The organism is Fictibacillus phosphorivorans (assembly GCF_007673525.1).
Classification (GTDB): domain Bacteria; phylum Bacillota; class Bacilli; order Bacillales; family Fictibacillaceae; genus Fictibacillus; species Fictibacillus phosphorivorans_C.
On the sequence record NZ_VDZU01000001.1, the window covers coordinates 3,465,686 to 3,492,331 of the forward strand.

General features: G+C 39.7%; 22 protein-coding genes and 12 tRNA genes. 2 read left to right on the forward strand and 32 right to left on the reverse strand.

The features are described from left to right. Nucleotides 1-15: 15 nt before the first annotated feature. The 12 genes from FS458_RS17415 to FS458_RS17465 form a co-directional block, all read right to left on the reverse strand. Nucleotides 16-582 (reverse strand): sulfurtransferase TusA family protein, encoded by a 567-nt coding sequence (locus FS458_RS17415; RefSeq protein ID WP_144703085.1) that lies wholly within the window; start codon nt 580-582, stop codon nt 16-18. A 14-nt stretch (nt 583-596) separates the two neighbouring features. Beyond that, nucleotides 597-899 (reverse strand): rhodanese-like domain-containing protein, encoded by a 303-nt coding sequence (locus FS458_RS17420; protein WP_144703789.1) that lies wholly within the window; start codon nt 897-899, stop codon nt 597-599. Between the two features lie 188 nt (nt 900-1,087). Further along, entirely contained in the window at nt 1,088-1,351 is a 264-nt protein-coding gene (locus FS458_RS17425) for a metal-sensitive transcriptional regulator (RefSeq protein WP_144703088.1), read from the reverse strand. Nucleotides 1,352-1,463: 112 nt separating this feature from the next. After that, the gene (locus FS458_RS17430) at nt 1,464-3,212 is read right to left on the reverse strand and encodes a phospho-sugar mutase (RefSeq protein WP_144703090.1); all 1,749 of its coding nucleotides are present in this window, start codon (nt 3,210-3,212) and stop codon (nt 1,464-1,466) included. Nucleotides 3,213-3,446: 234 nt separating this feature from the next. Then, a complete protein-coding gene (locus FS458_RS17435) occupies nt 3,447-4,997 on the reverse strand; it encodes a bifunctional GNAT family N-acetyltransferase/carbon-nitrogen hydrolase family protein (protein WP_144703093.1) in 1,551 nt (516 codons plus the stop codon). 31 nt (nt 4,998-5,028) lie between these two features. Next, on the reverse strand, nt 5,029-5,424 hold the full coding sequence (locus FS458_RS17440; RefSeq protein WP_144703096.1) for a VOC family protein: 396 nt from the start codon (nt 5,422-5,424) through the stop codon (nt 5,029-5,031). A 10-nt stretch (nt 5,425-5,434) separates the two neighbouring features. After that, nucleotides 5,435-6,097, reverse strand: a complete 663-nt coding sequence (locus tag FS458_RS17445) for an HAD family hydrolase (protein ID WP_144703099.1) — start codon at nt 6,095-6,097, stop codon at nt 5,435-5,437. A gap of 74 nt (nt 6,098-6,171) precedes the next feature. Continuing rightward, nucleotides 6,172-7,026: a ComEC/Rec2 family competence protein gene (locus tag FS458_RS17450; RefSeq protein ID WP_144703102.1), complete on the reverse strand. Its 855-nt coding sequence runs from the start codon at nt 7,024-7,026 to the stop codon at nt 6,172-6,174. A gap of 401 nt (nt 7,027-7,427) precedes the next feature. Beyond that, nucleotides 7,428-8,594, reverse strand: a complete 1,167-nt coding sequence (gene yhbH, locus FS458_RS17455; RefSeq protein WP_144703105.1) for a sporulation protein YhbH — start codon at nt 8,592-8,594, stop codon at nt 7,428-7,430. Nucleotides 8,595-8,795: 201 nt separating this feature from the next. Then, nucleotides 8,796-8,969 (reverse strand): hypothetical protein, encoded by a 174-nt coding sequence (locus tag FS458_RS20835; protein ID WP_186320607.1) that lies wholly within the window; start codon nt 8,967-8,969, stop codon nt 8,796-8,798. A 32-nt stretch (nt 8,970-9,001) separates the two neighbouring features. Then, nucleotides 9,002-9,577, reverse strand: coding sequence for a signal peptidase I (gene lepB / locus FS458_RS17460; RefSeq protein ID WP_144703107.1), 576 nt, complete (start codon nt 9,575-9,577; stop codon nt 9,002-9,004). 189 nt (nt 9,578-9,766) lie between these two features. Further along, nucleotides 9,767-11,662 carry a PrkA family serine protein kinase gene (locus FS458_RS17465; RefSeq protein WP_144703110.1) on the reverse strand — a complete coding sequence of 632 codons (1,896 nt, stop codon included), beginning with the start codon at nt 11,660-11,662 and terminating at the stop codon, nt 9,767-9,769. 170 nt (nt 11,663-11,832) lie between these two features. On the opposite strand from FS458_RS17465, the gene FS458_RS17470 reads away from it, so the two are divergent. Beyond that, the gene (locus tag FS458_RS17470; RefSeq protein ID WP_144703113.1) at nt 11,833-13,671 is read left to right on the forward strand and encodes a transglycosylase domain-containing protein; all 1,839 of its coding nucleotides are present in this window, start codon (nt 11,833-11,835) and stop codon (nt 13,669-13,671) included. A 177-nt stretch (nt 13,672-13,848) separates the two neighbouring features. Here the strand turns inward: FS458_RS17470 and FS458_RS17475 are convergent, their stop codons facing one another. The 5 genes from FS458_RS17475 to queG form a co-directional block, all read right to left on the reverse strand. Further along, on the reverse strand, nt 13,849-14,406 hold the full coding sequence (locus FS458_RS17475; protein WP_144703116.1) for a DUF5366 family protein: 558 nt from the start codon (nt 14,404-14,406) through the stop codon (nt 13,849-13,851). 456 nt (nt 14,407-14,862) lie between these two features. Next, nucleotides 14,863-15,336, reverse strand: coding sequence for a tRNA (uridine(34)/cytosine(34)/5-carboxymethylaminomethyluridine(34)-2'-O)-methyltransferase TrmL (trmL, locus tag FS458_RS17480; RefSeq protein ID WP_066391226.1), 474 nt, complete (start codon nt 15,334-15,336; stop codon nt 14,863-14,865). Nucleotides 15,337-15,421: 85 nt separating this feature from the next. Continuing rightward, nucleotides 15,422-16,303 carry an amidase domain-containing protein gene (locus tag FS458_RS17485; RefSeq protein ID WP_144703119.1) on the reverse strand — a complete coding sequence of 294 codons (882 nt, stop codon included), beginning with the start codon at nt 16,301-16,303 and terminating at the stop codon, nt 15,422-15,424. A gap of 68 nt (nt 16,304-16,371) precedes the next feature. After that, a complete protein-coding gene (locus FS458_RS17490) occupies nt 16,372-16,908 on the reverse strand; it encodes a methylated-DNA--[protein]-cysteine S-methyltransferase (RefSeq protein WP_144703122.1) in 537 nt (178 codons plus the stop codon). A gap of 59 nt (nt 16,909-16,967) precedes the next feature. After that, nucleotides 16,968-18,113, reverse strand: coding sequence for a tRNA epoxyqueuosine(34) reductase QueG (gene queG, locus FS458_RS17495; protein WP_144703125.1), 1,146 nt, complete (start codon nt 18,111-18,113; stop codon nt 16,968-16,970). 76 nt (nt 18,114-18,189) lie between these two features. Here queG and FS458_RS17500 point away from each other — a divergent pair, with 76 nt between their 5' ends. Further along, nucleotides 18,190-18,843, forward strand: coding sequence for a B3/B4 domain-containing protein (locus FS458_RS17500; protein ID WP_231607581.1), 654 nt, complete (start codon nt 18,190-18,192; stop codon nt 18,841-18,843). A 338-nt stretch (nt 18,844-19,181) separates the two neighbouring features. On the opposite strand, the gene FS458_RS17505 is transcribed toward FS458_RS17500, so the two are convergent. The 15 genes from FS458_RS17505 to FS458_RS17575 form a co-directional block, all read right to left on the reverse strand. Then, the gene (locus tag FS458_RS17505; RefSeq protein WP_144703128.1) at nt 19,182-19,859 is read right to left on the reverse strand and encodes a hypothetical protein; all 678 of its coding nucleotides are present in this window, start codon (nt 19,857-19,859) and stop codon (nt 19,182-19,184) included. A 434-nt stretch (nt 19,860-20,293) separates the two neighbouring features. Next, complete coding sequence (locus tag FS458_RS17510; RefSeq protein ID WP_186320608.1) at nt 20,294-22,750, reverse strand: YhgE/Pip domain-containing protein; 2,457 nt, start codon at nt 22,748-22,750, stop codon at nt 20,294-20,296. 187 nt (nt 22,751-22,937) lie between these two features. Next, on the reverse strand, nt 22,938-25,121 hold the full coding sequence (locus FS458_RS17515) for an ATP-dependent helicase (RefSeq protein WP_144703134.1): 2,184 nt from the start codon (nt 25,119-25,121) through the stop codon (nt 22,938-22,940). Nucleotides 25,122-25,245: 124 nt separating this feature from the next. Then, nucleotides 25,246-25,330: transfer RNA gene (locus FS458_RS17520), tRNA-Leu, on the reverse strand. Nucleotides 25,331-25,357: 27 nt separating this feature from the next. Next, nucleotides 25,358-25,432, reverse strand: a tRNA-Cys gene (locus FS458_RS17525). Between the two features lie 12 nt (nt 25,433-25,444). Further along, nucleotides 25,445-25,519: transfer RNA gene (locus tag FS458_RS17530), tRNA-Gly, on the reverse strand. A 59-nt stretch (nt 25,520-25,578) separates the two neighbouring features. Further along, nucleotides 25,579-25,653 (reverse strand) — tRNA-Gln (locus FS458_RS17535). Nucleotides 25,654-25,662: 9 nt separating this feature from the next. Then, nucleotides 25,663-25,738, reverse strand: a tRNA-His gene (locus tag FS458_RS17540). A gap of 14 nt (nt 25,739-25,752) precedes the next feature. Further along, nucleotides 25,753-25,826, reverse strand: a tRNA-Trp gene (locus FS458_RS17545). 17 nt (nt 25,827-25,843) lie between these two features. Beyond that, nucleotides 25,844-25,928, reverse strand: a tRNA-Tyr gene (locus tag FS458_RS17550). Between the two features lie 82 nt (nt 25,929-26,010). Beyond that, nucleotides 26,011-26,086 (reverse strand) — tRNA-Thr (locus FS458_RS17555). A gap of 8 nt (nt 26,087-26,094) precedes the next feature. Beyond that, nucleotides 26,095-26,170 (reverse strand) — tRNA-Phe (locus tag FS458_RS17560). Between the two features lie 44 nt (nt 26,171-26,214). Beyond that, a tRNA-Asp gene (locus tag FS458_RS17565) sits at nt 26,215-26,290 on the reverse strand. Between the two features lie 89 nt (nt 26,291-26,379). Then, nucleotides 26,380-26,456 (reverse strand) — tRNA-Met (locus FS458_RS17570). A gap of 26 nt (nt 26,457-26,482) precedes the next feature. Next, a tRNA-Val gene (locus FS458_RS17575) sits at nt 26,483-26,558 on the reverse strand. Between the last annotated feature and the right edge of the window lie 88 nt (nt 26,559-26,646).

Consider the following 26,646-nt stretch of genomic DNA (forward strand, 5'->3'; position numbering starts at 1 on the left):
TAAAGTTAAAATTTTTTATGCAGTCGGTCCATTCCATTCAACCATACCAGGTAATACATTTTTAACACGTTGGAATCCATTTTCAGCCAGCATTTGTGCAGCCATATCACTTCTTGATCCAGTACGGCAAATAACATGGATTTCTTTATTTTTTTCAAGTGTGTCTAATTTGCTTTCAAGTTCTCCTAATGGAATCGATACTGCCCCAGGTATACGTTTGAACTCATACTCTGCCGGCTCTCTTACATCTAGAAGAAGCATATCATCTTTATTTTCAGCCAAGACTTTTTCTAATTCATCGTTCTGAATTGTATGCTCGAACTTCACAGCTTCTTTAACCTCACCAGGATTTGATTTTCTTAAATAGTGCTTAAGAACTTCTCCTTCTTCTTTTGTGCCCAAATATTGATTCCCCGTGTTTCTTGCCCAGCCTTGAATATCAGCCAATGAGCCTTTATCTGTTGCCTGAACTTCAATAACTTGACCTGCTTCGAGCTGATCCATCGCTTTCTTCGTACGAACGATAGGTAATGGACATGATAATCCTTTGCAATCTAATACTTGATCAACTTTAATACTCATTTTGTAACCTCCACTTATTTGATAATTGTTTTACCTTTCCAAGAAAGCATTCCGCCTAACATGTTAATCACTTTAATATTGTGTGAAGCTAAAATCGTACATGCTTTTTCACTTCTTTTTCCAGACCGGCAAACCATGACATACTCTTTGTTTGAATCCAACTCATGAATTCGGTTAAGGATCTCTCCAAGCGGAATATGTGTTGCGGTCGGAATCATTCCTTGAGAAACTTCATCATTTTCACGAACATCAATGATATTGATTGGATTACCGCTTACTAATAATCGTTCTACTTCTTTTGCTTCAATCGTCTTAATAGACATAATCAACATCTCCCTTTCATAACAAGTACCAATACCCGTATAGGTATATAAAATGACAAAAAATATATGACAAACTTCTGATTTTATTCTTAATTATTATGAAGATTGCACCTCAAAATACCCATAGGGGTATATTAATTGATAAAAGGAAATCTGTCAACAGTCTTAACTACTGACAGATATTAACGACTTTTTACGAGAAGTTGCACAGCCTCTTTTACAATGTCAGAATTCATTTCTTCTCCGTTTGCCATTTGTTCACGTAAACACTGTTCAAGGTTGGTGCCTACGATTAATCCAATTGAACGGTCAATCGCTGTACGTGATGCGGACAATTGAGTGATAACAGATTTACAATCTTGTTCTTCCTCTAGCATACGCAATACCCCACGTATTTGCCCCTCAATTCTTTTTAAACGATTCTTCATTTCTTGTGTGTATTCCATTTCAGCACCTCTTCTTAATATACCTATAGGGGTATATTACATCTGTTTGTTGTTTATGTCAAATCTTTAGAAAAATGGGCTGCAAGGTAAGATCCTCACAGCCTCATATTATTTATTGTGCCACTTTTTGCATTCTTTCATGAACCATATCCATTACAGATTTTTTGAGGTTCACTAATGCTTCATCAGCATTCTTGTGTGAATCTGCTGAAACACCAAAATAAAACTTCACTTTCGGTTCTGTTCCTGACGGTCTTACACAGAACCATGAACCATCCTCTAATTGATATTTGAGTACATTTGATTTTGGAAGATGGATGTCACTCTTTTCATCTTTCACTACATTGTATTGAACGCTCGCCTTGTAGTCTTCAGAAACCACTAATTTTTGACCATTCACTTCAAGCGGCATATCCGCTCTAAAACCAGCTAATAGATTTTCGATCTGTTCTGCTCCAGACTTACCTTTTAATGTTAGGGACTCAAGACCTTCCTTATAAAACCCATGTTTCTTGTAAACATCATCTAAAGCATCAAAAAGTGTTTTTCCTTGTTTTTTGTAATAAGCAGCCATTTCAGCTCCCATCAAACAAGCTTGAACAGCATCCTTATCACGAACAAAATCTCCGATTAAGGAACCGTAGCTTTCTTCATAACCGAAAATGAATGTATGTTTTCCGCTTTTTTCGTATTCTTTGATCTTTTCACCGATAAACTTAAAGCCTGTAAGGGTATCTTCACACGTTAAACCGTATGATTCTGCGATAACTCGACCAAGTTCTGAAGTTACGATCGTTTTAAAGATGATTCCTTTTGAGCATAAGCTGCCCTTCTCTTCACGTTGAGAAAGTATATATTCGATCATGAGTGCACCAGTCTGGTTACCTGTAAGGATTTCATATTCACCTTTACTGTTCTTAGCCGCGATTCCTACTCGGTCTGCGTCAGGGTCAGTTGCCATTAGAATATCAGCATCGGTTTCTTGTCCGTACTTAATTGCCAATTCGAACGCAGCATGCTCTTCTGGATTAGGTGATTTTACTGTTGAAAAATTAGGATCAGGCTGTTCTTGTTCTTTAACGACGGTAACATTCGTAAATCCTAACTGTTGAAGTCCTTCTCTAACCGGAATATTTGCAGTTCCGTGAAGTGGCGTGAAAACGATGCTTAAGTCATGCATCTCATTGATCACTTCGCGGTTCAAACTAATTTTTAAAAGTTGCTCCATGTAAGCTTTGTCGATTTCCTCACCAACAATTTGAATCAACCCTTCATTTTTGAGTTCCTCTTCAGATCTCACTTCAATAGAAAGTTCATCTTCAACGGCATTTACTTTTTCGATCACTTCATCAGCTTCTTTAGGTGGAAGCTGACCACCATCTGGACCATAAACTTTGTATCCGTTGTATTCTGGTGGATTATGGCTTGCTGTAACAACGATACCACTATAAGCTTTCAAGTATCTAACCGCAAAAGATAACTCAGGTGTAGGTCTTAAGCTTTCGAATACATAAGCTTGAATACCCTGAGAAGCTAATGTTTTCGCTGCTTCCATCGCGAATTCTGGTGATTGATGACGAGAATCGTATGCAATTGCAACACCGCGTTTTTTAGCTTTCTCACCTTGCTGCTCAATAAAATGAGCCAATCCTAAAGAAGCTTTCCGAACCGTGTACGTGTTCATACGATTTGTACCAGGTCCGATTTCTCCTCGCATACCACCTGTTCCAAATTCTAAATTTTTATAAAAGCAGTCTTCAAGCGCTGTCCTGTTTTCCTTAATTTCCTCTAATGCAGTCTTTAATGGTTGTTCGAGCTCTTCTTTCCCTATCCATTTCTCATATGTTGTCTCCCAGGACATAGTACTGCCTCCTTATGTTATATAAAATGAATGCTAATTGTTTTTTTGTTAGTTTCGATATGAATCGAGTTATTCCTGCCATATCTATTAAATACGGCCTTTATTATACCGCTTTCAGCACAAAAAATAAAATCCCGCAATAAACCAGTCTTACACATTGACAGGGTTCGTGATATTTCCCGAGAAATAGAAAAAAAGCGGCAAGCTATCTATCGCTTACCGCCCTTCTCATCGTTATTTACTTTTATCTTTTTGAACAACACTATATAGATCTAGCCTTCTATCTCTAAGAAGAGTTACACTTCCTGTTTTACGTTGTCTTCTTAAAATCTCTAAATCCACATCACCTACAACAACTGTTTCGATATTTGGGTGACATTCCCCAACGATTCCGTCTCTTGGAAACGAAAAATCAGATGGTGTAAAGATACCGGACTGAGCATATTGAATATCCATGTTCTCTACTTGCGATAAGTTTCCAACCGTTCCTGCGATTGCTGTATAGATCTCATTTTCAATCGCACGTGCTTGCGAACAGTATCGAACGCGTAGATATCCTTGACGATCTTCTGTACAGAATGGGGTGAAAATGATCTTTGCACCTTGATCGGTTACAATACGTGAAAGTTCAGGGAATTCGATATCATAGCAGATTAATATCGCAACTTTTCCGCAATCTGTATCAAATACTTGTACTTTATCACCAGCTGTAATTCCCCACCATTTCCGTTCGTTCGGTGTGATATGAATTTTATATTGCTTATCAATCGTTCCATCTCTTCGGAATAAATAAGCCACGTTATAGATATCTCCGTCTTCTTCAACAAAGTGGGAGCCACCGATAATGTTTACGTTATAACGTACAGCAAGATTCGTAAAGAGTTCGATGTATTGCTCTGTAAACTCGGTTAGCTTACGAATGGCTAAGCTGGGACTCTTTTCTTCACAGAACGATAACAACTGAGTAGTAAGAAGCTCTGGAAACACAGCGAAATCTGAACCTTGATCTGATGCAACATCTGTATAATATTCAACTTGTGTCGCAAAATCTTCAAAAGAATCAATCGTCTTCATCATATATTGAATCGTAGTAATTCGAACAGGCTCACTCGTTTTAAAATACTTTTTCGTTTTATTCGGAATGTAGTCAACATTGTTCCATTCCATTAGTGTCGCATAGGCATTTGATTGTTTATCATCAGGCAGATAGCTCTTATTTAAACGCATTACTGTAAAACCGTTCATTAATTGAAAGGTTAACACTGGATCATAGATGTTGTGCTGAATGACTTCTCTTACATATTCGCGAGGCGTCATTTCTTTTGAATGTTTATGGTAGTTTGGAATTCTACCGCCTAGAATAATACTTTTTAAGTTCTTTTGCTCTGCTAGTTCTTTACGCGCTTCGTAAAGACGTGCACCTATCTTCATTCGGCGATATTCAGGGTGCACCATAACTTCAATACCATATAAGTTAAAACCTTCAGGATCATGGTTCGTGATATAGCCTTTATCTGTAATCTCATCCCACGTATGCTTATCATCATACTCGTCAAAATTAACCATTAAGCTTGAGCAGCTTCCAACAATCTTTCCTTCATACGTTACACAAAATTGTCCTTCTGGAAAGATACGTAGATGACTCTCTAGCTGCTCACGTTCCCAAGGCTCCATGTTTCCTGGAAAACAGATCTGCTGAAGTTCTAAGATTTCATCAATATCTTCAAACTCAATGTTGCGAAGTTCTATTTTTTTCTCGAATTTTGATACGTCGATCTCACTCATGTTATCCACTCCTCTAACTAACTTCCATAACTTACTTCCAATTCTTCATCCGCTCTTCGAGACTGCCAGTGAAGAATTCTATCTCATTTCCATCCGGATCGTTAAAACTGACTGTGTTTCCCCCACCTCTTTGTATCGGTCCTCTCGTGATTTCAACATTTTGTTCACGCAGCAACTGGACCGCTTTAGGAAAATGTTCTTCAGAAACTGTAAATGCAAAGTGATCAACACCTACTTGATTTTTATCCATAGGTTTTGCATCTTTTATTTCTATCAAACACAGCCACACTCCCCCGACGTCTAAGTATATATCTGTATTCCCTTTATGAACGATTTTAGCACCTAGTACGTTCATATAAAATATTTTGGAACTTTCTATGTTTGAAACTCTAATCGTAATATGATTGATGCCTTGTATTCTAACCATATTGGTTTCTTTACCCTTTTTTCTCTGCCTGCTTAATAAGTGATACGAGATTCAACTCTGCTAGGGTTTCCATCTGGTGATCAACATCGCCAAATGTCATATGTTTTGTAACGGGATTAGGAATAACCACACAATAAAGTCCTGCTTTTTTAGCCGCCACTGATCCGTTTACAGAGTCTTCAAATGCGATCGCTTCATGAGGTCTTACATTTAAGGCTTGTACCGCTTCAAGATATAGTGTGGGATCTGGTTTTACTTTTTCAACATCATCTGCTGTTTTAATAACTTCAAAATGGTGCTTCAAACCTATTCTATCTAAATGCTCTTCTACCCATTTTCGCGAAGAACTTGATGCAAGACCAACCTTTAATCCGAGTTCTTTTGCAGCTTCAAGGTAATCAAGAATTCCAGGAAGTTCCCGTTGTTCCGATATTAGAGCAAGTGCACGCTCTGTCTTTTTTGCTCGCAGCACTTCATGATTAAGCTTTTGATCAATCTGTCTCTCTAAATATTCGTAAGGATTAAAATCAGAATGGGTACCGATACATTCTCCCCAAACTTCGAGCGGCAGATCGCTTCCATGTTCCTGATACAATTCTTGAAAAGCGTTGTAATGCTGCGTTTCTGTATCCAAAATTGTTCCATCAAAATCAAACACCAATGCCTTGATCACGGTTAACCAGCCCCATCTTAAGCGTTTTATACTATTTTCTTGTATTTTTCTAAAAGACGCAAGAAAACCGATTATTAATGAAGGACATTCGTTCTAAACATGATTTTCTTTCCATTACTTGTGGCTATAATGGCTCCGAGCTGATCGGTCCGATAGACGGTCATCTTACGGTTATCTAAACGATACATCACTTCTTTCGATGGGAACTGATAAGGATTATTCCTACCGACCGAAATCACAGCCGTTTTCGCTTTAACTTTTTTTAAGAATTCCATCGTCGTCCCCGTATTGGCTCCATGGTGACCCAATTTAATAACATCGGCCTTCACCCCACCACGCTTCAAGATCTCCTTTTCTTCTTCAGCACCTGCATCTGCCATAAGAAGAAAATTCTTTTTGCCATGCTTGATTTTAATCACTGCCGAGTAATCATTGATGTGTTTATAATACGAACCCTTAGGGGCCAGCATTTCAACCTTTACAGAAAAGCCCATCTTAAAATTCACACCTGCTTTTGCGCGATCTACCGGAATTTGCTTTTCGTTGATCACACGAAAAAGGTCATGATAATATTTGGTGTCGTATGGCAGGTTCGGCATGTACAGTACACTGACGGGAAACGCTCGTATCACATCATCTAACGAACCGATATGGTCGTGATGGGGATGAGTGGCTACAACGATATCAAGATGCGTAACGCCTTCTTTTTCAAGATAAGAGATAATTTTATCTCCGTCATGTTCATCTCCACCATCGATTAGCATCGTTTGTCCATTTGGTGCTTTTATAAGAATACAGTCGGCCTGACCAACGTCTAAAAAGTGTATAGTCAACGGATCAAACCAGTCCGCTCGAGCTTTATGAGGAACAATAGTTAACATGAGCATTAAGCTCAAACAGAAAACGGCAACCTTGTTAATGATTTTCAAATTTCACACCCCTTTACATCCATTTTTTCGTCCATAATGCGTAACTTTAGTTATATGTAATTATGTTGAATTCAACAACAAAACCCGCCATCCAATACATGGATGCGGGCGATTTGGTTTTTTATGAATAGGCGTTCTCTAAATGCTTATATCTTAAAGAATCTTAATAGAACTTTATCTATATGCTCTCATCTAATGGTTATTGCTAATGAGTCAGTTTTTTCATTTTTTCACCCTAGACAGTTGACCGGAGTGCAAGGTGCGAGACTCCTGTGGGACAAGCGGTCAGGTGAGACCCTTAAAGGCACAAAGTGGCAAGGGGCTCACCGCCTGCCCCGTGGAAAGCGAGCATCTGAAACGGAGGTCAACCACTTCCAAAGACATCAATGATCATAACTGGCTTAAATATTCACTTCATTCTTCTTAAAAAAGCTCTTCATAGCATGATACACATCTGCTTTTTCTTTCAAGATATAATGACTAAACTTCGGATTATCCATATTCTTATACACACTCATCAAAGTAGAATGCCGATTATAGGCGTTCACTTCACCATAACCAAACATATTAGAGTGCTCCATAATTTGTTGAACGAGTTTAACACATCTTGCATTATCACTCGTAAGATTATCTCCATCAGAGAAATGGAACGGATAAATGTTATAACGGCTCGATGAATATTTCGTCTCGATCAATTCAAGCGCTTTGCGATAAGCAGATGAACAGATCGTTCCACCACTTTCACCTTTGTTAAAGAAGTCTTCCTCCGAAACAACTTTTGCCTCCGTGTGATGTGCGATAAATTCAATCTCTACTTTTTCATACTTCGACCGCAAAAAGCGTGTCATCCAGAAAAAGAAACTTCTCGCCATATACTTTTCCCAGATTCCCATCGAACCTGAAGTATCCATCATAGCGAGGACCACGGCTTTGGATTCCGGTTTGACGACTTCGTTCCATGTTTTAAAGCGAAGGTCATCATTATGGATAGGAGCAACACTTGGTTTTCCGATCAAAGCATTACGTTTGAAGGCTGTTAGAATTGTTCTTTTTTTATCCACGTTCCCCATGAGCCCTTTTTTACGAACATCATTAAATTCGATCTTTTCCATTATGATCTGGTCTTGTTCTTTTTGTTTGAGGTTAGGCAGTTCTAGTTCTTTAAACAGCATCTCTTCTAGTTCAATGATTGAAACTTCAGCTTCTGCATAATCGACACCTGGTTTGTCGCCTGCAGGTCCTTTTCCTTTTCCAGCCCCACTCTGTCCGGCACGTCCATCTCTGGCTACTACATCCCCCACCTGACTATCTCCATCACCTTGGCCTACGTGCTTGTTCTTGTCGTAGTTGTATCGGATTTTGTATTCATCCATAGAACGGATTGGAATCTTGATCACATCACGCCCGTTGGATAAAATGATATTCTCTTCACTTATCAAATCCGGCAAGTTGTTTTTAATGGCTTCCTGCACTTTTTCCATATGCCTTTGATGATCTTGATATCCTTTTCGGTGGAGGGACCAGTTTTCCTGAGACACAACAAAATTGTTCTTTTCCGGCTCGCTCATCGTTTTCCCCCTCCAGAGCAGCAAGAGTCAATGCTGCTTGTTCTTGATCAACCCGGGGCATAACTTGCTTGTAACAATCCGCTATTATCAGAAAAAAAGGGTTGGTTACACTATCATATGCACGTACTTCTTAGAATTGCTAAACTTTCATGATAAAAAAGCCTTCTTTTCTAAAAAAGAAAAGAAGGCTTTGTTTTGTATTTATTTATCATATTCTTCTTTGTCATGCTGCTGCGGATCTGGCGTTTTCCCACTTTTACGAACTTCTTCGTTAGTGGAGACGTGTTCCATCACTTTTCCGTGTTCTTTCATTTCTTCAAAGTTAGACACCATAGAGCTGTTTTTTCGTTTAGGTTCATTATCTTGTTTTGTCATAGGGATTCACCTCTTACAGAATTTTTCCCCATTTATTCCTTTTTAAAACCATTAAAAACTTTCATTTCATCCATCGGCCAATAACGGATGTTTGCCTCGCCCACGATATCAGTCATCTCTACAAAACCGATATGGCGGCTATCGATGCTGTGAAGTCTGTTGTCACCAAGTACGAAGATCTTGCCTTTTGGTACTGTATCATGCCCTGTTATCTCTTCTAACGTAAAGTTGCCAGTTAGTGTCCGATTACCAGCAAAGCGTTTAAATTCCTTTAAATAAGGTTCTTCCACTGGTTTGTTATTGATATATAACTTGTCATCTCGGTATGCAATATGATCACCCGGTAGACCAATCACCCGCTTGATATAATCTTCTTTCGGATTTGCCTTAAAAACAATCAGATCAAATCGCTCCGGCTGACTGATCTCATACCCAATCTTATTCACGATCAGTCGATTTCCATTTTGGATGGTCGGCATCATAGACTCACCATAAACCACGTATTGCTCAATCAAAAACTTTTTTATAATAATAGCTAGAATAAGTGCAACACCAATTGCTTTTATCCAATCCGTTAATCCGTTTCTTTCTTTTTTAGTCGAGCTCATCGGGCTCACTTCCTTTAGTTAGCTTATTAGTATCAATTTACCATTTTTAAGTAAGTAAATACAAGTTCAATTATTTTTAACATAAATATGAATGTAAATTCTATCTGCAATTTGTTTAGTTTTCCCTAAATTTCTGTAAAAAAACACACCCTGACAGACTTAACTCGTGTACAGGGTGTGTTGCCATATTTATCGGTTCAATAAACTGCCAACATATCTTAGTAGTTCGTTGGCACTAGTCGTATTATAGCCGTGTTCATCCACTAGACGGGCGATAACCTCATTAATCTTCTTCAGTTGTGACTCATCAGGGGTTTTGGATGATGTTGTGATCTTTACAACATCTTTAAGATCCGCGAATAATTTCTTTTGAATCGCTTCTCTTAACCGCTCATGAGAATTATAGTCAAATTTCTTTCCTTTTCTCGCATAAGCAGAGATTCTAATTAGAATTTCTTCACGGAACGCTTTTTTCGCATTCTCAGAGATTCCGATCTGTTCTTCGATCGATCTCATCAACTTCTCATCTGGACTCATCTCTTCACCAGTAAGCGGATCACGTAGTTTATTCTTATTACAATACGCCTCAACATTATCGAGATAATTGTCCATGAGCGTTTTTGCAGACTCTTCGTACGAGTAAACGAACGCTTTCTGAACTTCTTTCTTCGCAATATCATCGTACTCTTTACGAGCCGCCGAGATAAAGTTAATAAACCTCTCTTTATCTTCCTTCGATATGGATGCATGATGATCAAGCCCGTCTTTTAATGAACGCAGAACATCGAGTGCGTTAATTGAAGGTGTTTCTTTGCGGATGATCGCTGACGATATTCGGTTGATAACATAACGCGGATCAATACCAGACATCCCTTCATCAGCAAACTCTTTCTTCAGTTCCTCAAGGTCAACATGGTTGAAACCTTCTACGATCTCTCCATCATACAACCGCATCTTCTTCAACAGATCCATTCCTTGTTTCTTTGAATCTTTTAATCGTGTTAGTACCGAGAATGTTGCTGCCACTCTTAAAGCGTGCGGCGCAATATGAACATGAGACATATCACTCTCTGAGATCATCTTCGCATAAATTTTTTCTTCCTCAGAAACTTTTAAATTATACGGAACGCCCATCACGATAATCCTTGAATGCAGGGCTTCGTTTTTCTTATTCGCAATAAAAGACCGGTACTCCGATTCGTTCGTATGCGCGACAATTAATTCATCTGCTGAGATAAGTGCAAATCTTCCCGCTTTAAAGTTTCCTTCTTGCGTAAGAGAAAGGAGATGCCATAAGAATTTCTCATCACACTTTAACATTTCCTGAAACTCCATCATTCCTCGGTTCGCCTTATTCAGCTCTCCATCAAAGCGATAAGCACGCGGATCTGATTCTGATCCGTACTCAGCTATCGTGGAGAAGTCGATACTTCCCGTTAAGTCTGCGATATCTTGTGACTTAGGGTCAGATGGACTGAACGTACCAATCCCTGTTCGCTTATCTTCTGAGAAGAAGACACGCTCTACCATAACATCTTCAATACGACTGTCATATTCGTGTTCAAGCCTCATCGTATTAAGTGGAGATAAACTTCCCTCCACTCGAATGCCATAATCATTGAAGAACTCTTTTCTTAAGTGCTGTGGAATAAGATGTAACGGATCTTCATGCATCGGACAGCCTTTAATCGCATAGACCGCTCCCGCAGGTGTTTTTGTGTATTGCTCTAATCCTCTTTTGAGCATTGTAACTAAAGTGGATTTACCACCGGATACTGGTCCCATCAACAATAAGATACGTTTACGAACATCAAGGCGCTTAGCGGCAGGATGAAAATACTCTTCAACAAGTCGTTCGATTGATTCTTCTAATCCAAAAATCTGATCGCTGAAAAAATGATACACCTTTTGACCATTTTTTTCTGAAATGCCAGCATCTTTGATCATGTTGTATACTCTTGAATGCGCAGACTGGGCAACAAATGGCCGATCTCGTAAAATATCAAGGTATTCAGCGAAGGTACCTTCCCAGGCTAAACGCTGTTCTTCTTCACGATGCAGTTGGATTCTCGATAAAATATCCATGAGTACCTCCTTGATTGTATTGGCTCCATCAAGTGTTAATCTACTCTATGCGGGGATGTCCGTAATCATTCTGTTTGAATAGCGATTTTTATTTAAAAAAGTTGGAATTCCCATTCGCACAATCATGGTAAAATATGTTTATCCTTATGTTTTGAAACGGAGAAAGCGTTATGAATCAAAAGCTTGGCCTTATATCAGTACTCTTAATGCTCTGCATCGTGTTCTTTTCATTTATGGGCTTAAGAACAGAACATGAAAACTATATTCCTTTTCAAAAAGCGATTTCTTCGCTTGCTCAAGTGGAGAATTTGAGATTAGATGAAAACAGTCGCCTTCTTGATCAAAACGGTAATCTTCTTTATGAGTTCAAAAATAATGAGAGCCGTGTTTACCTAGACTACAACAAAATACCTGAACCTGTGCGTCAAGCTTTTATCGCTACAGAGGACCAAGGATTCATACAGCATCATGGAATCGATGGAAAAGCGATCGCCTGGGCTTTTATTACAAATTCATCAGCAGGGTCTGTTCAACAAGGTGGCAGTACAATCACACAGCAGTTGTCACGCAATCTATTTCTTACACATGAACGTACATATGACCGAAAACTAAAAGAGTTACTAATCTCATATCGAATCGAGCAACAGTTATCAAAAGAAAGAATCTTAGAGCTATACATCAACTCGATCTATTTTCAAAATGGTGTGTATGGAATTGAACAAGCTAGCCGTTATTACTTCAGCAAGCCCGTCGGTGAGCTTTCGTTAGCTGAAACAGCACTTCTGGCGGCTATACCAAACAATCCAAAGCTGTACGATCCTCTAACTAACTTTGAGAACACGAAGAAACGGCAAAAGTGGATTTTATTGAAGATGAAAGAGCAAGGATACATCAACGAAGCCACTTATGAAGCATCACTTAGTCAACACATTCATTTAAAGGTTTCACAGCCTGTCGTTCCCTATCCTGAAATTGTGAGTTATGTAAAAGAAGAACTTTTGAGTTTACTAGCGTTCGCTCCTGCTAATAAAGGGCTGACAACAAAACAGCTTTTGGTAAAGCGAGATCAGCTATTAAAGAGCGGTGTAGTCGTTGAAACTTCATTAGATCCTCGGTTGCAAAAAGAAGCAGTGCGTGCTGTGAATCACCGGTTGCCCTATAACGGCATAGAAGGATCTGTCGTTGTTGTTGATCATGTTTCAAAACAAATCGTTTCTATAGTTGGCGGAAAGAATGTTGGTTTAGAAGAATTTAACCGTGCTTATCAAGCGAGAAGACAGCCGGGTTCTACAATAAAACCACTTCTCGTCTATGCTCCTTATGTTGATGTGTACGGTGCAAAATCACAATCGCTCATTTCTGCAGCACGTATGTGTGAAGGTAACTATTGCCCTAACAATTATGGAGGAGCTTCTTACGGTACAGTCTCCTTAAAAAAAGCGATGGCGAGTTCCATTAACACCGCGGCTGTTAGAGTACTAAGTAAAACAGGCGTGAATAAGGCGTTTTCTTATTTACAGCCCTTCGGATTTTCTTCTGTAACGCGAGAAGATCTTCAGCTGGCAAGTGCGCTCGGCGGATTCTCAAAAGGCTTTTCGCCTCTTGAACTGACCAGTGCGTATACTGCATTTAGTTCTAGTGGAACATTTGTAAAACCTAGGTTGATAACTTCTGTAAAAGATAAAAACGGTAAGCTGTTATATGCTTGGAAAGAGAAGCCCGTTTCAGTATGGAGTGAGAAAACAAATAGCGTGATGCGCGAGATGCTTGCGGCAGTAACGATTTCAGGAACGGCAAGGGATGCTCGGTTCGCGGGATCAACTTATATTGGTGGAAAGACTGGAACGACAAACGATGCCCGCGATCTTTGGTTTATCGGACTGACTGATCGTTATACTGCAGGTGTTTGGGTCGGACATGATACACCGAGCAGTCTACGTTCTATTGAAAGCGCGTCTCCGGAAGTTATGATCTGGCGTGATATTATGAAAAAAGCTTATCAAAAATGAGAAAAAACCCTGTCACGTCAAGAGTGACAGGGGTTTTGGCTGGTACTTGTATACGAATATTTAGGATAATTTCGCGAGATTTCATATTAATCCCGCGAGATTTTGAGATAATTCTGTAAATGATTGAAATATTTCTGCGAGTTTTTATGATATTCCCGCGAGTCTATAGACAAATCTCTAAGTAATAGCTGCCACAAACGCGTTATACAAACGCATCACCGTATAGACCACAAGCAGGCCGAAACCTGTCCAAAAGAATAAGTGCAGAAATACCATTCCCATGATACCTATGGTTGATAAACTGTAGCTTATACGCAATAAGAATTGAAAAAAGTATAAAAGAGATGCAACAATAAACACAATACCTATCAGCAGCACGGAATGGTTCAGCGAGATTGCAAGCATGCCACCAACAAAAAAGTACCAGCTCCCGCCTTTTCCTTGCTGAAGCAGATTTCCCTCTGTATCTTTTGAGAAAAAGAACAGACTAAGGTGCGTTAACGTGTCAGACAGCAGCTTAAGAGCTGCAAACATCATAAAAAACAGCAGAAACAAACAAAAACCGATTGATAAATGAATCACATGATCGTCAAATAATTCTTGCATCCCCTGATATACACCAAAGTATGTAAGTTTATCAATTAAGAGTCTTTCAAAGTAAATGGCAAACCCCGAACTGAACAGAATGATAGAAAACAAGGGAAGATACCCTGTCATATATACGTTTTTCTTCATTTATGCTTGCACGAATCCCCTCGAATTGTTAAATTTCAGCAGAAATACATTCCCATGAAAACCGTTTTCATTTATAATGAGGAAAGATACTGGAAAGAATAATACTACTTTCAAAGGAGGAGTTCAAATGGATTTTATCCTCATCCTACTCGTGATGCTCGCCTTCCTGACTGCCATCTTTACAGCAGGCTATAACGATCGTCCTGGAAAAAACTAATCCATATACATATGGAAGTAAAAACGTCCTTTTTCAATAAGGACGTTTTTTTATGCTCTCAAAGATATTGTATTTGTTCATCATTGACAAGTTGATTGGAGTGTAAGGTGGGAGACTCCTGTGGGACAGTCGGGCAGGTGAGACACTTATAAGTGAAACTTGCGAATGTGGCTCGCCGCCTACCCCGCGGAAAGCGAGCACCTGTAACGGAAATCAACCACTTACAGTACGAAAACAGCTTATTTCAACTCTCCAAAACTCTGTTGACGCAATGCTTCATAGATTAAGATCGCAGCCGTATTCGATAGGTTCAATGAACGTATGTGTTCATTCATCGGTATGCGCAGACATCTCTCCATGTTCGCATCAATCACTTCACGCGGAAGTCCCTTCGTTTCTTTTCCAAAAACAAAGAAAACATCTTTCTCCGAATCAGAGTAATCAAAATTGGAGTACGTCTGTTCACCGAATTTGGTGATATAGTAAAACTCCCCGTCTGGGTATTCATTATAAAAAGCATCCAAGGAATCATGATGTGACAATTTTACATGCTCCCAATAATCAAGGCCAGCACGCTTTAAGTATTTGTCTTCTAAAGAAAATCCAAGTGGATGAATGAGATGCAGATGTGCACCTGTTCCTGCACAGGTTCGTGCGATGTTTCCTGTGTTCGCAGGTATTAACGGTTCGAATAAAACAACATGTATAGCCAAAAAGCTCACCTCAAAAACAATATTCCAACAAGTACTTATTATAGCACTTTTTTTGGAATATCACTCTCTGAAGGCAAGCTTATTCTTAAAGAATATGAAAAAATTTATATTGAATGCGCTTCGTGTACGCCGTTGAATCTTCATAGCCCCAATATCTCATTCTACTGTTTGTTGTATGAGCATTTACGAGTGGTTCTCCCGAAGGATCCTTTGCGACCACAATCGTTGTATGCTGATAATGGCCATCTCCATCAAAGTCATAACAGATCACGTCTCCCGGCAAAAGAAGATGCGCCGCTGATTTCTCTTGTGCTTGAAGCGTCGATTTAGAACCGGATAAATACCATCTCATCGCATTGGCTACTGACCAACTATAGCTCCAAGAATTATTTCGCATCCACCACCCCTTCGACTTAATCGATTGAGAAGTCATCGGAATGCCACCTGCATGTAGACTTTGAGAAATATAATTCGTGCAATCATTCTCAAAAGATTTATAGGCAGGATTAAACGTATTCCACCATCTTTCTGCATAGCGTACAGCAGCAAGCCGATCATACCCACCCTTCGTCGGTGCGATCGATTCGTTCTCCCGCTCGATCTTCGGAAGCTCTCTATAGTTTCCTTCCACATTCACAGGTTCATCGCTCTTCATATCACCATCTTGAAACGTAGCTCGTCGCTCTTGAGAGATCTCTTCCACATAGAAATCAAATCCATGTTTGATCAAGAAGCTGTAATGGACCAGATAATCTACCTGAACTTTATCCTCAGACTCAGTCGTTCGTAAGACGCTTCCGTTCGTTTGATTGTTCACGATAAACGCATTTCTATCGGTATACATTTGTTTTTTTCGAATGAAGCTCTCTTGTTCTTCTCGTAAAAAGTAACCTCTTCCGTCTGCATCTGCATGTATCATCCATTGAGATTGGTTTTGGATATAAGCTTTAAGTGTTTCCATCCACATCAGACATCCCTCCTGCTTCTACTAACATATGAGTGGGATATCAAAAAAAAGAACCCTTTAAGGGCTCTCTAGGATGTCTTCTTGCAGCTATTCTGTTCGATCGATAGCAATATTTCTTTTTTATCTAAGCCCCCGCCATAGCCTACAAGTGCTCCATTACTTCCAATCACTCGGTGACATGGAATAAAAACAGGTACGGGATTTTGGTTGTTCGCACTGCCTACAGCTCGAACAGCCTTTGGTGCACCAATGCCTTGAGCCACTTCCTTATATGAACAAGTTAGGCCATAAGGAATACTCGTAAGCTGGTTCCATACCTTTTTTTGAAAAGCGGTACCAAATAAATCATAGATCACACTAAATTCATGCAGGTTCCCTGCAAAATAAGCGTGTAGTTGTTGAACGGCATCGTCCAATCGTTCTGGAGAGTGTATAAGCTCTCCCTTAATAAAATGTTTCGCCATCCATGAACGTAAAGTTGGAAGGTTATCCTCCATTGAACCAAAATCGAGACGGCAGATTCCGTTCTCCGTTGCAATGATTGTTAACGGTCCGATTACGCTTTCCATTTCTTCGTAATAGAGTAACGTTTTAATCTGACACATAATTATCCCTTCTTTTCATTACTTGACCTTACTATATCGGACACTCCAAACATATGCGATTACGAAATTTCTTGATTTCGAACCATTTTCAGTCCCTTTTCAATCTCTAACGTGACCAAATCGTCTTTTTCACTCTCTTTTGCAGTTAATAGTTCTAATTCCGCATTTTCTCCGCCAATCTTACCAATGGCCCATGCCGCAGTTCCTCTAATTACGGGGCGTGGGTCATGATGGAGTAACATTAATAAATCAGGAATGGCTGTCTCATCTTTAAAATGAGCTAAAGCAATAATCGCATTTCGTTGAATAGGCTTCTTTCCTCTCCAACTGCCTGAAATGTAACCGAATTTTTCTTTAAACTCTCTATTGCTTATCGACAACAACGGCTTTAAAAGAGGTTTCACAATCTCTGGATCAGGCTCCATATTCATATGATGATGAAAATCTTTCCCCTTATTTTCAGGGCATACGGTTTGACACGTATCACACCCATATAAACGGTTACCGAGCTTATCTCTATATTGATCAGGCAGAAATCCTTTCGTTTGCGTCAAAAAGGCGATACACTTTGACGAATCAAGCTGTCCTCCTTGTACAAGAGCATTAGTCGGACATGCATCGACACATTTGTTGCAAGAACCGCACTGATCTTCCATTGGTGTGTCTGCAGGAAACGCAATGTTTGTAATCATTTCGCCGAGATACATATAAGAACCAAACTCAGGTGACATGATCGCACAATTCTTGGCACTCCATCCGATCCCGGCTCTTTCAGCAACAGCCCGATCCGATAGTTCACCTGTGTCTACCATTGATTTCACAGCGGCACCTGGAACTTTTTCTATAATAAAGGCTTCCAGTAATGAGAGCTTTTCTCTTAATATATGGTGGTAGTCTTTACCCCATGATGCTCTGCAAAAAATTCCTCTGCGCTCTCCTCGAACACTTCTTGGAGCATCTTTCATCTTGGAGGGATATGCAAGAGCGATCGAAATGATACTGGAAGCACCGGACAGAAGCCGGTCGGGCTCTGTACGCTTTTCTATATCACTTTCTTCGAATCCTGATTGATAGTTAAGGTCTTGTTGTAATCGGAGACGTTCTTTGAGCTCGGCAAATACATCAGCATGTGCAAAACCAATTTTGTCGATTCCGATTTCTTTACTATATGCAACGATCTCTTCCTTCAACTGGGCACTTGTCACGCATATCCCTCCTTTACATTTATTTTCCACAATTATGATAAACTACAATTACTTAAATAAGAAACGGGGTTACATAATGATCACAATTAATCCTAAACTAAACGAACTTGTCCCAAACTTTAAAATAGGCACAATTACATACCATGATATCGCGATTAGCGAATCACCGCAAATGATTAAAGGTAGGTTCCAGCTATTTACAGAATCCCTGCGACTTGAAGAAAAAAATGCTGCCGATTACCCTGGTGTTGCGGAATATCGAAAAGTGTTCAAGTCTCTTGGAATGGATCCTTCCCGCTATCGTCCCGCTTCAGAAGCATTGTTGCGACGGGTGTTAAGCGGCAAGGACCTACCTCCGATCAATTCTGGGGTCGATGTAAACAACTTCTTCTCTATTCGATTTGCAATTCCGATCGGTCTTTATAACCTTGATGGGATTGAAGGTGATGTTGAGATTGATCTTGGTAGCGCTGAAGATACATATGAAGGATTAAACGGACGTGAGATGAATATGGAAGGCAAATTGCTGTCTAGAGACGAGGTTGGTGCCTTTGGCAGCCCAATCGTTGACTCTAAGCGCACGATGGTAGATGAGAGTGTTAAGAATGCACTGCATATCGTGTATCTGCAGCCATCTATGGATAAGGGTGAAGCTCAAGAACTCTTGGAATCTATGGCTAAGATGTTTACTCAAGTGAATGGTGGGAGTGCTGAGATCAGTATCCTGTAACAAACGTATTACGGTGAGGGGCTCAATTTATTATCTTTGGTGCTTTTGGATACATTCCATTCGTGTTGGAATTTATCGACTCGCCGATATACGATGAAAACTCGCCGTATTAATGGAAAATCTCGCTGTATTATCTTTGAATCTCGCCGTATTATTGCTCAAATCGGCCGTATTCCTTATTCACACCATTAATAAACAAAAAAATGCAGGGCTTCATTGGATCAACGAAGCCCTGCATTAAAACCTACAACTAACTTGTTCTATATATAAGCAGCAAGTAGGACATTTATGACAAGTTCTTGAAACATTTTTTAAAATTTTGCTACCAACTTCAACTTTTATTCTACTAACGTATATTTTACGGATAATGTTGCTTCAATCTCGTCACCTTCATCCAATTCAAATACGTATTCAGGAAGGAAAAGGTCATCCCCTCTTCCTAATATGATATTGACTTTACTGCCTCCGTTTACAAAGTAATTTCCAAATCCGTTCACAGGCTCTACCTTATATCTTCCTGGAGCAATATCTTTCCCCGCTATAAATACGCCGGCCACTAGTGTTCGCGGCTCTTTTTTCTTAATTAGTATTCCTTTATTTAATGTATCAAGCGTATTTTGTTTATTTGCGATCTCACCGCTAAGTTTTTTTAATTCATCTTTCTTTGCATTTACTTGAGTACTTAACTCACCCACTTCTTTTTGAATCGCATCTTTTTGGTTGATCATTTCCGAAGCTTCATCAACCTGTATTTGAAGCCCAACTAATTCAGCTTGTTTACTGCTTTCCTCTTCCTCCATCGCTTCAACGTTTTCTTCTATACTTTCTAACTCTTTCTTCCATTCGTTAATCTCACCATCAATTTCCTCTGCCACAACCTTTTTATCTTTAAGAAGTACTGAAGCTTTGTTGTAACCTATTGCATGTGCCGATAAAGCGCTAATCGCCACTAATACTAGCGCGATTAAGCTTAAGTAAATCCACTTTTTCTTAAACATCGATAACTCCCACTTCATAAAAACTCCCCCTTATGATGGTATATGTACGTCTTTTGAACTATTTTATTTTCCTGAAAAAACAATATGCTTTTTCCACCAAAATAAAAACCCCTTAAAAAGGGGGATATTATCCTATCTATAAATATCGAAATAATACAAGGATAGAAAAGAGAAAAAGGATTACCATGACAAATAACAAGCGAACGGATTGAAAAAGCCTGATCAACAGACCATTAATCATGTGCATATAGTGAAAAATATCAGCAGAAATGAAGAGGATTGAAACGAAGGAGATGGTCATTAATATCAGACATACTGTAGCACGCCGGTCTCTATACATTAGAGAAATAACCTCCTTTACACCTACATATTCAGTGTACAAGAAGAAGATTCAAAAAAAAGTTCCCGGCTTAAGTTGCCAGGAACTTTTTTTTGTAACCCATTGATGTTGATCAGCTCGCTAAATCTAGATTTTTCGGTTCGCTTTTTGGCTTTGCAAACAGATAGACTGCGATCGACAATAAACTAAAACTTAATAGATAGATGAACAATATTCCCATATTGGAGAATGCAGAGCTCGTACTGCCCAATGAAATCAATGCCTTAAATCCCGCGATGGAATACGTGAACGGCAAAAATTCACTTAGCGCACGCAAATTCTCTGGCAGCATATCGATCGGCAAGTTAGCACCTGTCGTTGAAAGCTGTAAAATCACTAATGCGAACGCGATGAATCGTCCGATGTTCCCTAACGATGCAAAAAATAAGACGATTCCAGTAAATACTAAACTTACAAAAACCGCAAAACCTATAAATCCAAGTGGATTTTCAGTTTTCACATTTAAGACGAGCAGAACAACCGTCGAAAGAAGTAATGCCTGTACAACAGCCAGTGCACCTAGGTTCATGAATTTAGCACCGAACCAAGAGAATGCTGAAACTTCTTCTGGTTTCCTAAAGTTGATGAACATCGACATGATTAAGATTCCAACGAATAGAGCTAGTGAAAGAACATAAGGAGCTGTTGAATCACGATAGAGTGGATATTTATTGACGGTTTCACTCTTCAACTCAACAGGCGAAGAAAACATGCTTAGATTCTTATCATTGGCCGCTTTAATCGCTCCTGTTTTCTCTGCACCATCTTTTAGACCTGATGATAACTCGTTACTTCCATCATTTAATTTCCCTGCACCATCATTTAATTTGGTTACACCTTCCGTTAAGTCACCCCAGCCTTTTTCAACTGTTGCGTTTCCATCACTCACCTGTGACATACCATCATTAATCTTTGTTGCGCCTGAAGTTAGGTCACGCCAGCCTTTTTCAACAGAAGAGTTACCTGCTGATACTTGGGTTGCACCGTCATTAAGTTGGGATGCGCCTTTTGTCAAAGATGTCCAACCCGTGTTCACTGATTGGTTTCCTGCAGCAATCTGCGACGTTCCTGCGTGCAGCTCTCCTACCTTACCTACCATCGTGTTCCAGCCACTCTCAATCGACGCGGTCCCTTGTTGAAGCAGAGGTACCTTTTGGCTTAATGTCGCAACACCGTTGTCCACTGACGTTTGGCCAGCTACAAGCTGATTTACCCCATCAGCGACAGACTTTGGATTAGGTTCAGCATTTGCAGTGAAAGCTCCTGCGATTTTTGCAGCTCCTTGTTGTAGTGACTGGAGCTTTTGTGCTTTTGCTGGATCAGTAGCAGCTGTTGTGATAGCTTGGCTCGTACCATAAATCTTCATAAAAGCAGGATCCTTGGATAGTTCAGGGTGTTGCTCTAAATATGCCTTTAAATCACTTGATAACACTTGCAGCCCCTTACCTAGGTTTGCAGATTCATCTGCTACTTGAGCAACGCCTTGCGAGATCTGCTGTGTTCCAGGAGCGATTTCATTCTTGATCGCACTTTGAACACCTTTTAGTCCTGTTAAGATCCCCGTTGTTCCTGCTTTTAGTTGCGGTATGCTGTCTCCAAGTTGTTTCGCACCCGCTGCAAGGTCTTTTACTCCAGATTGTTTATCTTTTAAATTTTGTAATAAAAGTCCTGTTCCTTCATTAGCTGCAGCTGAACCTGCCGCAAGCTTTGAAATATCACCTGATCTAGATTGAAGAGAAGAAAGCATTTCCTTCATACCAGCACTTAGTTGCGATGAACCATTTGCCAGTTTGCTAATATCCGGCTGTTTGGCTGACAAAGAACTAGCCATTTGTCCTACACCATTTTTAAGTTCTTTTGCACCACTCGCAAGCTTTGAAATATCAGCCGCTTTATTTGTAAGCGATTCCAAAAGTGTGTTTGTTCCATCTCGTAGATCAGTCATTCCCGTATTTAATTTCGCAGATCCATCTGCAGCTGATTGAAAACCTTCTGATACATCACCGAGACTGGCGAACATGTTGTTCGCATACTTCTCCGTAATTTTATCTCCCAGTTTTTCTCTGAGCTTTTCAGTCGCACTTCTTGTGACTTGTGCTGCCATGAAATTTAATCCTTCGTTTTGAATATACGTAAGCTGAAGCTTCTCGGGATTATCACTTAAAACAGTTGTTACCCTTTGTGAAAAATCCTCTGGAATCTCAATAACCATGTAATATTTCAGACTATCGAGGCCTTCTTTTGCTTCCTCAGCACTTACAAATTCCCAACCGAGATCTTTTCCTTTCTTTAAATCTGCGACAAGATCTTTTCCTACATTGATCGGCTCATCGTCCGATAAAGCCCCCTTGTCCTTGTTGACTACCGCAACAGGCAAGTTTGACAAGTTGTCGTAAGGCCCCCATTTTGGTGATAGAAGTATACCACCATAGACGACAGGTACGAGCAACGCAGCAATGACTGAGATCAGCAGACCCTTTTTTCCTACTAACTTCGCCATTTCTGCCACAAACAAACGAAAAGCGTTCATCCCTTTACCCCCGTTCTCCCCTAATATAAAATACATTCTGTAAAAATGAACAGGTATTCACTTCTACTAGAATGTATTATTCGGAAGAGATAGGAATAAATCCTTCTTATTTATCAGAAAATTGTAAAATATTAAATAATAATGAGGTATTAAGTCCTGTTATAATATAAGATTAGATAAAAAACTGTTAACACGTGTGAACTAAAGGCTCTAAAAGTCCCATTTCCAAACACGCACTGATTAATAATTTCTTTTCCTTAGACTGAAATTTTAGAGAAATAAATTCTTCACTGACCTCTGTTATCTCTCCAGTCCCAAATACACGGTGAGTAACACTTAGACCAACTTGTAATTCTTCCTTCTTTTTGATGCTATTCGGATTAAAAGGTACTCCATTAATCTTTTTTACATTCTTTTTTATAGGTTCAGATTTCGTCATTCTTGTTGGATCTAATATATTTTTAACATCCGTTACAAACACAGATTCTTCAACTTTTTTCCCATCTCGATAAGGATACGTCACTAGGGTTAATTGTTTCTTGGCACGCGTCATCCCTACGTAAAATAAACGAGCTGCTTCTTCTAACATTTGATGATCAGTACGATCTTCTTTAGATGGGATGATTCCGTCCACTACATCAATCATATATACCCTCTCAAATTCGAGCCCTTTCGCACTATGAAAGGTAGAAAGTGTTATCGCGTCATGCCCCTTCTTCTTTTTTGCTGTCTTCAGAACGAATTCAAGATGCTTTAATCGTTTAGCAAAATCCTCAAGGCTCTCAAGATCTGTTGCAATTTCTTCGAGTGTGTTTAAGATCCCCACTAAATAATCCATTCGAAAACCTAGGCTCTTACTAATCTTTTCTATGGCTTTGTCATATCCTAATCGATCTCTGATCACACGAATAGCTTGAAGAGGCTTCATCTCCTTCATTTCTTTAAAGGTCTCTTTACTAGCCTTTAGAAGTTTTACTTGATACTCCTGTAGTTTCACATGTTTTAGCAGGTTATCAAATACAGAATCGTTATTGTTCAGTTGTTTGAGTGCTTGCATCTGCTGCTTCGAAATATAGCCGTTAAACTTTAAATGAATTTTTTCTAAAATGTCTGGTCTCTTGTCTGTAAAGGCCATTCGCATAAAATTCAATATATCTTGAACTACCCAATGTGAAAAGAAACGATTATCAGCATCCTTCATATAAAACGGAATTCCTGCTCGTTCTAAATCATTCATCAATCCAATGGATGACGAATTGTTACGATATAAAATAGCGATTTCCTTTAGATCAACGACTTCATTCAGTTCACGTACCAAGTATTTGGATTGCTCTTTAAAATTAACGAGTTGTTTTACTTCAATCGGTTGCTGTGAAGGATTTTGAGTGAACATATTTTTTTCATATCTATTTTTATTTCTTTTAATAAACGAATTAGCAACGTTAACAATATCCTCAGATGAGCGATAATTTTGCTCCATAAACAAAATAGATGCATCACTGTACTTTTCCTTAAATTTAAGTAAATACGAAGGCTCAGCACCTCTCCAGCTATAAATAGATTGGTCATCATCGGCCACAACACATAAATTTCGATGAGTAGAAACCATTTTTTCTATAATGGAATGCTGCACAAGCGATGTATCCTGACTTTCATCGGTTAAGAAATAGTCATATCTGTTTTGATAATGACGTAACACCTGCTCATTCTTTTCTAATACATCATTTCCGATCGTGAGCATATCATCAAAGTCTAACAATACATGATGTGAATCAGAACGTTTGAGTTCCTCATAATGTTTAAATATCTCTTCAGCCTTCGGAACATCACAAGAAACTTCTGACCAACGTTCGATAGGTATCATCTTGTTTTTTATGTAACTAATATAAGTGGTGAGCTCCTCCATTTGATCTTCGGTTACGTTTTCCCCAACAACGGACTTGAATAAATGTCTCAGCATAAGTTTTTTGTTGTATTGAAAGTTTCCTGCCGAACCCTCATCTAAATCGTGATCACCCTCTATAATTGTAAAGGGGATTCCTAAATTTCTATAATGATTCCTGACTACCTCAAAAGCAAAGCTATGAATGGTCGAAAAGTCCACAGAAGGGAGATCAGGATAAAATTTTGCGAAACGCTCTTTCATATCATTGGCTGACGCCTTACTGAACGTAACAGCCTTTATACGAGAAGGATGTATTCCTTTTTCCATAATTAAATAACCGATTCTCATAATGACTGTGGTTGTTTTTCCAGAACCAGGTGAAGCAAGTAATAGAAGGGGTCCTTCTGTCTTCATAACAGCATTCTTTTGAACATCATTTAAAATAATGCCTAGATCATTTTTCATTTTATTGAAGAAATCTCTCATTGATCAGTACCCTTTCGTAACTTGAATATATTCATCGTTAATTGAAGTATAAAGTTTAAAAGCAAATAAAAAAACTCCCCACAAAGGTGAGAAGTCTTAAGTTTAAATGTTAAGTTAAGTAAAATGGTACCGGTGGTCGGGGTCGAACCGACACTCCAGAAGGAACACGATTTTGAGTCGTGCGCGTCTGCCAATTCCGCCACACCGGCATTTGAATCTTTTTGAATTGGAATTTATGGAGGCGGCACCCGGATTCGAACCGGGGGATAAGGGTTTTGCAGACCCGTGCCTTACCACTTGGCTATGCCGCCAGAAAACAAAAATGGAGCGGAAGACGGGATTCGAACCCGCGACCCCAACCTTGGCAAGGTTGTATTCTACCACTGAACTACTTCCGCAAACATTTAATTAACTTATAATATGTTGTTAAAATCATCTTATGTTATAAAAATAAAAATGGCTGGGCTAGCTGGATTCGAACCAACGCATGTCGCAGTCAAAGTGCGATGCCTTACCGCTTGGCTATAGCCCAAAATTTAAATGGGGCGGACGAGGGGAATCGAACCCCCGAATGTCGGAACCACAATCCGATGCGTTAACCACTTCGCCACGACCGCCACAGTATTAAAATTGGCAGGGGCAGTAGGAATCGAACCCACACCAAAGGTTTTGGAGACCTTCGTTCTACCTTTAAACTATGCCCCTATATAAGGAATAAAAGATGGTGGAGGGGGACGGATTCGAACCGCCGAACCCGGAGGGAGCGGATTTACAGTCCGCCGCGTTTAGCCACTTCGCTACCCCTCCACGAATGAAGACAGGTTTTATTATAAAACATAATCACCCTGTTTTTCAATAAGTTTTTTGTTCCAATTCAGGAAGAAAAAACTGGTGCCGGCTAGAGGACTTGAACCCCCAACCTACTGATTACAAGTCAGTTGCTCTACCAATTGAGCTAAACCGGCAAAAAAAATGGTGGCTCGAGACGGAATCGAACCGCCGACACGAGGATTTTCAGTCCTCTGCTCTACCGACTGAGCTATCGAGCCAAGAAAAAAATCTTGGTGTTGTAAAGCCACCGTTTAAATAAAAATGGCGGACCCGACCGGGGTCGAACCGGCGATCTCCTGCGTGACAGGCAGGCATGTTAACCACTACACCACGAGTCCATTCATGAAATAAAATTGGTTGCACCCAATGGGCGCTACTGATATTTCATGGTCAAGAAGGAATCTCGACTTTGATCATGAAATAAAATTGGTTGCGGGGACAGGATTTGAACCTGCGACCTTCGGGTTATGAGCCCGACGAGCTACCAGACTGCTCCACCCCGCGATGATATGAATATGATATAAAATTAATGGTGGAGGATGACGGGTTCGAACCGCCGACCCCCTGCTTGTAAGGCAGGTGCTCTCCCAGCTGAGCTAATCCTCCATATTTTAAAATCGTTATGTATAAGTGGTGACCCGTACGGGATTCGAACCCGTGTTACCGCCGTGAAAGGGCGGTGTCTTAACCGCTT

Bases quoted from the DNA above. Each gene is read 5' to 3' on its own strand.
- FS458_RS17415 (WP_144703085.1), bottom strand. From the start codon at position 582: ATGAGTATTAAAGTTGATCAAGTATTAGATTGCAAAGGATTATCATGT.
- FS458_RS17425 (WP_144703088.1), bottom strand. From the start codon at position 1,351: ATGGAATACACACAAGAAATGAAGAATCGTTTAAAAAGAATTGAGGGG.
- FS458_RS17430 (WP_144703090.1), bottom strand. From the start codon at position 3,212: ATGTCCTGGGAGACAACATATGAGAAATGGATAGGGAAAGAAGAGCTC.
- FS458_RS17435 (WP_144703093.1), bottom strand. From the start codon at position 4,997: ATGAGTGAGATCGACGTATCAAAATTCGAGAAAAAAATAGAACTTCGC.
- FS458_RS17440 (WP_144703096.1), bottom strand. From the start codon at position 5,424: ATGGTTAGAATACAAGGCATCAATCATATTACGATTAGAGTTTCAAAC.
- yhbH (WP_144703105.1), bottom strand. From the start codon at position 8,594: ATGAGCGAGCCGGAAAAGAACAATTTTGTTGTGTCTCAGGAAAACTGG.
- FS458_RS20835 (WP_186320607.1), bottom strand. From the start codon at position 8,969: ATGACAAAACAAGATAATGAACCTAAACGAAAAAACAGCTCTATGGTG.
- lepB (WP_144703107.1), bottom strand. From the start codon at position 9,577: ATGAGCTCGACTAAAAAAGAAAGAAACGGATTAACGGATTGGATAAAA.
- FS458_RS17465 (WP_144703110.1), bottom strand. From the start codon at position 11,662: ATGGATATTTTATCGAGAATCCAACTGCATCGTGAAGAAGAACAGCGT.
- FS458_RS17470 (WP_144703113.1), top strand. From the start codon at position 11,833: ATGAATCAAAAGCTTGGCCTTATATCAGTACTCTTAATGCTCTGCATC.
- FS458_RS17475 (WP_144703116.1), bottom strand. From the start codon at position 14,406: ATGAAGAAAAACGTATATATGACAGGGTATCTTCCCTTGTTTTCTATC.
- FS458_RS17485 (WP_144703119.1), bottom strand. From the start codon at position 16,303: ATGTGGATGGAAACACTTAAAGCTTATATCCAAAACCAATCTCAATGG.
- FS458_RS17490 (WP_144703122.1), bottom strand. From the start codon at position 16,908: ATGTGTCAGATTAAAACGTTACTCTATTACGAAGAAATGGAAAGCGTA.
- FS458_RS17500 (WP_231607581.1), top strand. From the start codon at position 18,190: ATGATCACAATTAATCCTAAACTAAACGAACTTGTCCCAAACTTTAAA.
- FS458_RS17505 (WP_144703128.1), bottom strand. From the start codon at position 19,859: ATGAAGTGGGAGTTATCGATGTTTAAGAAAAAGTGGATTTACTTAAGC.
- FS458_RS17510 (WP_186320608.1), bottom strand. From the start codon at position 22,750: ATGAACGCTTTTCGTTTGTTTGTGGCAGAAATGGCGAAGTTAGTAGGA.
- FS458_RS17515 (WP_144703134.1), bottom strand. From the start codon at position 25,121: ATGAGAGATTTCTTCAATAAAATGAAAAATGATCTAGGCATTATTTTA.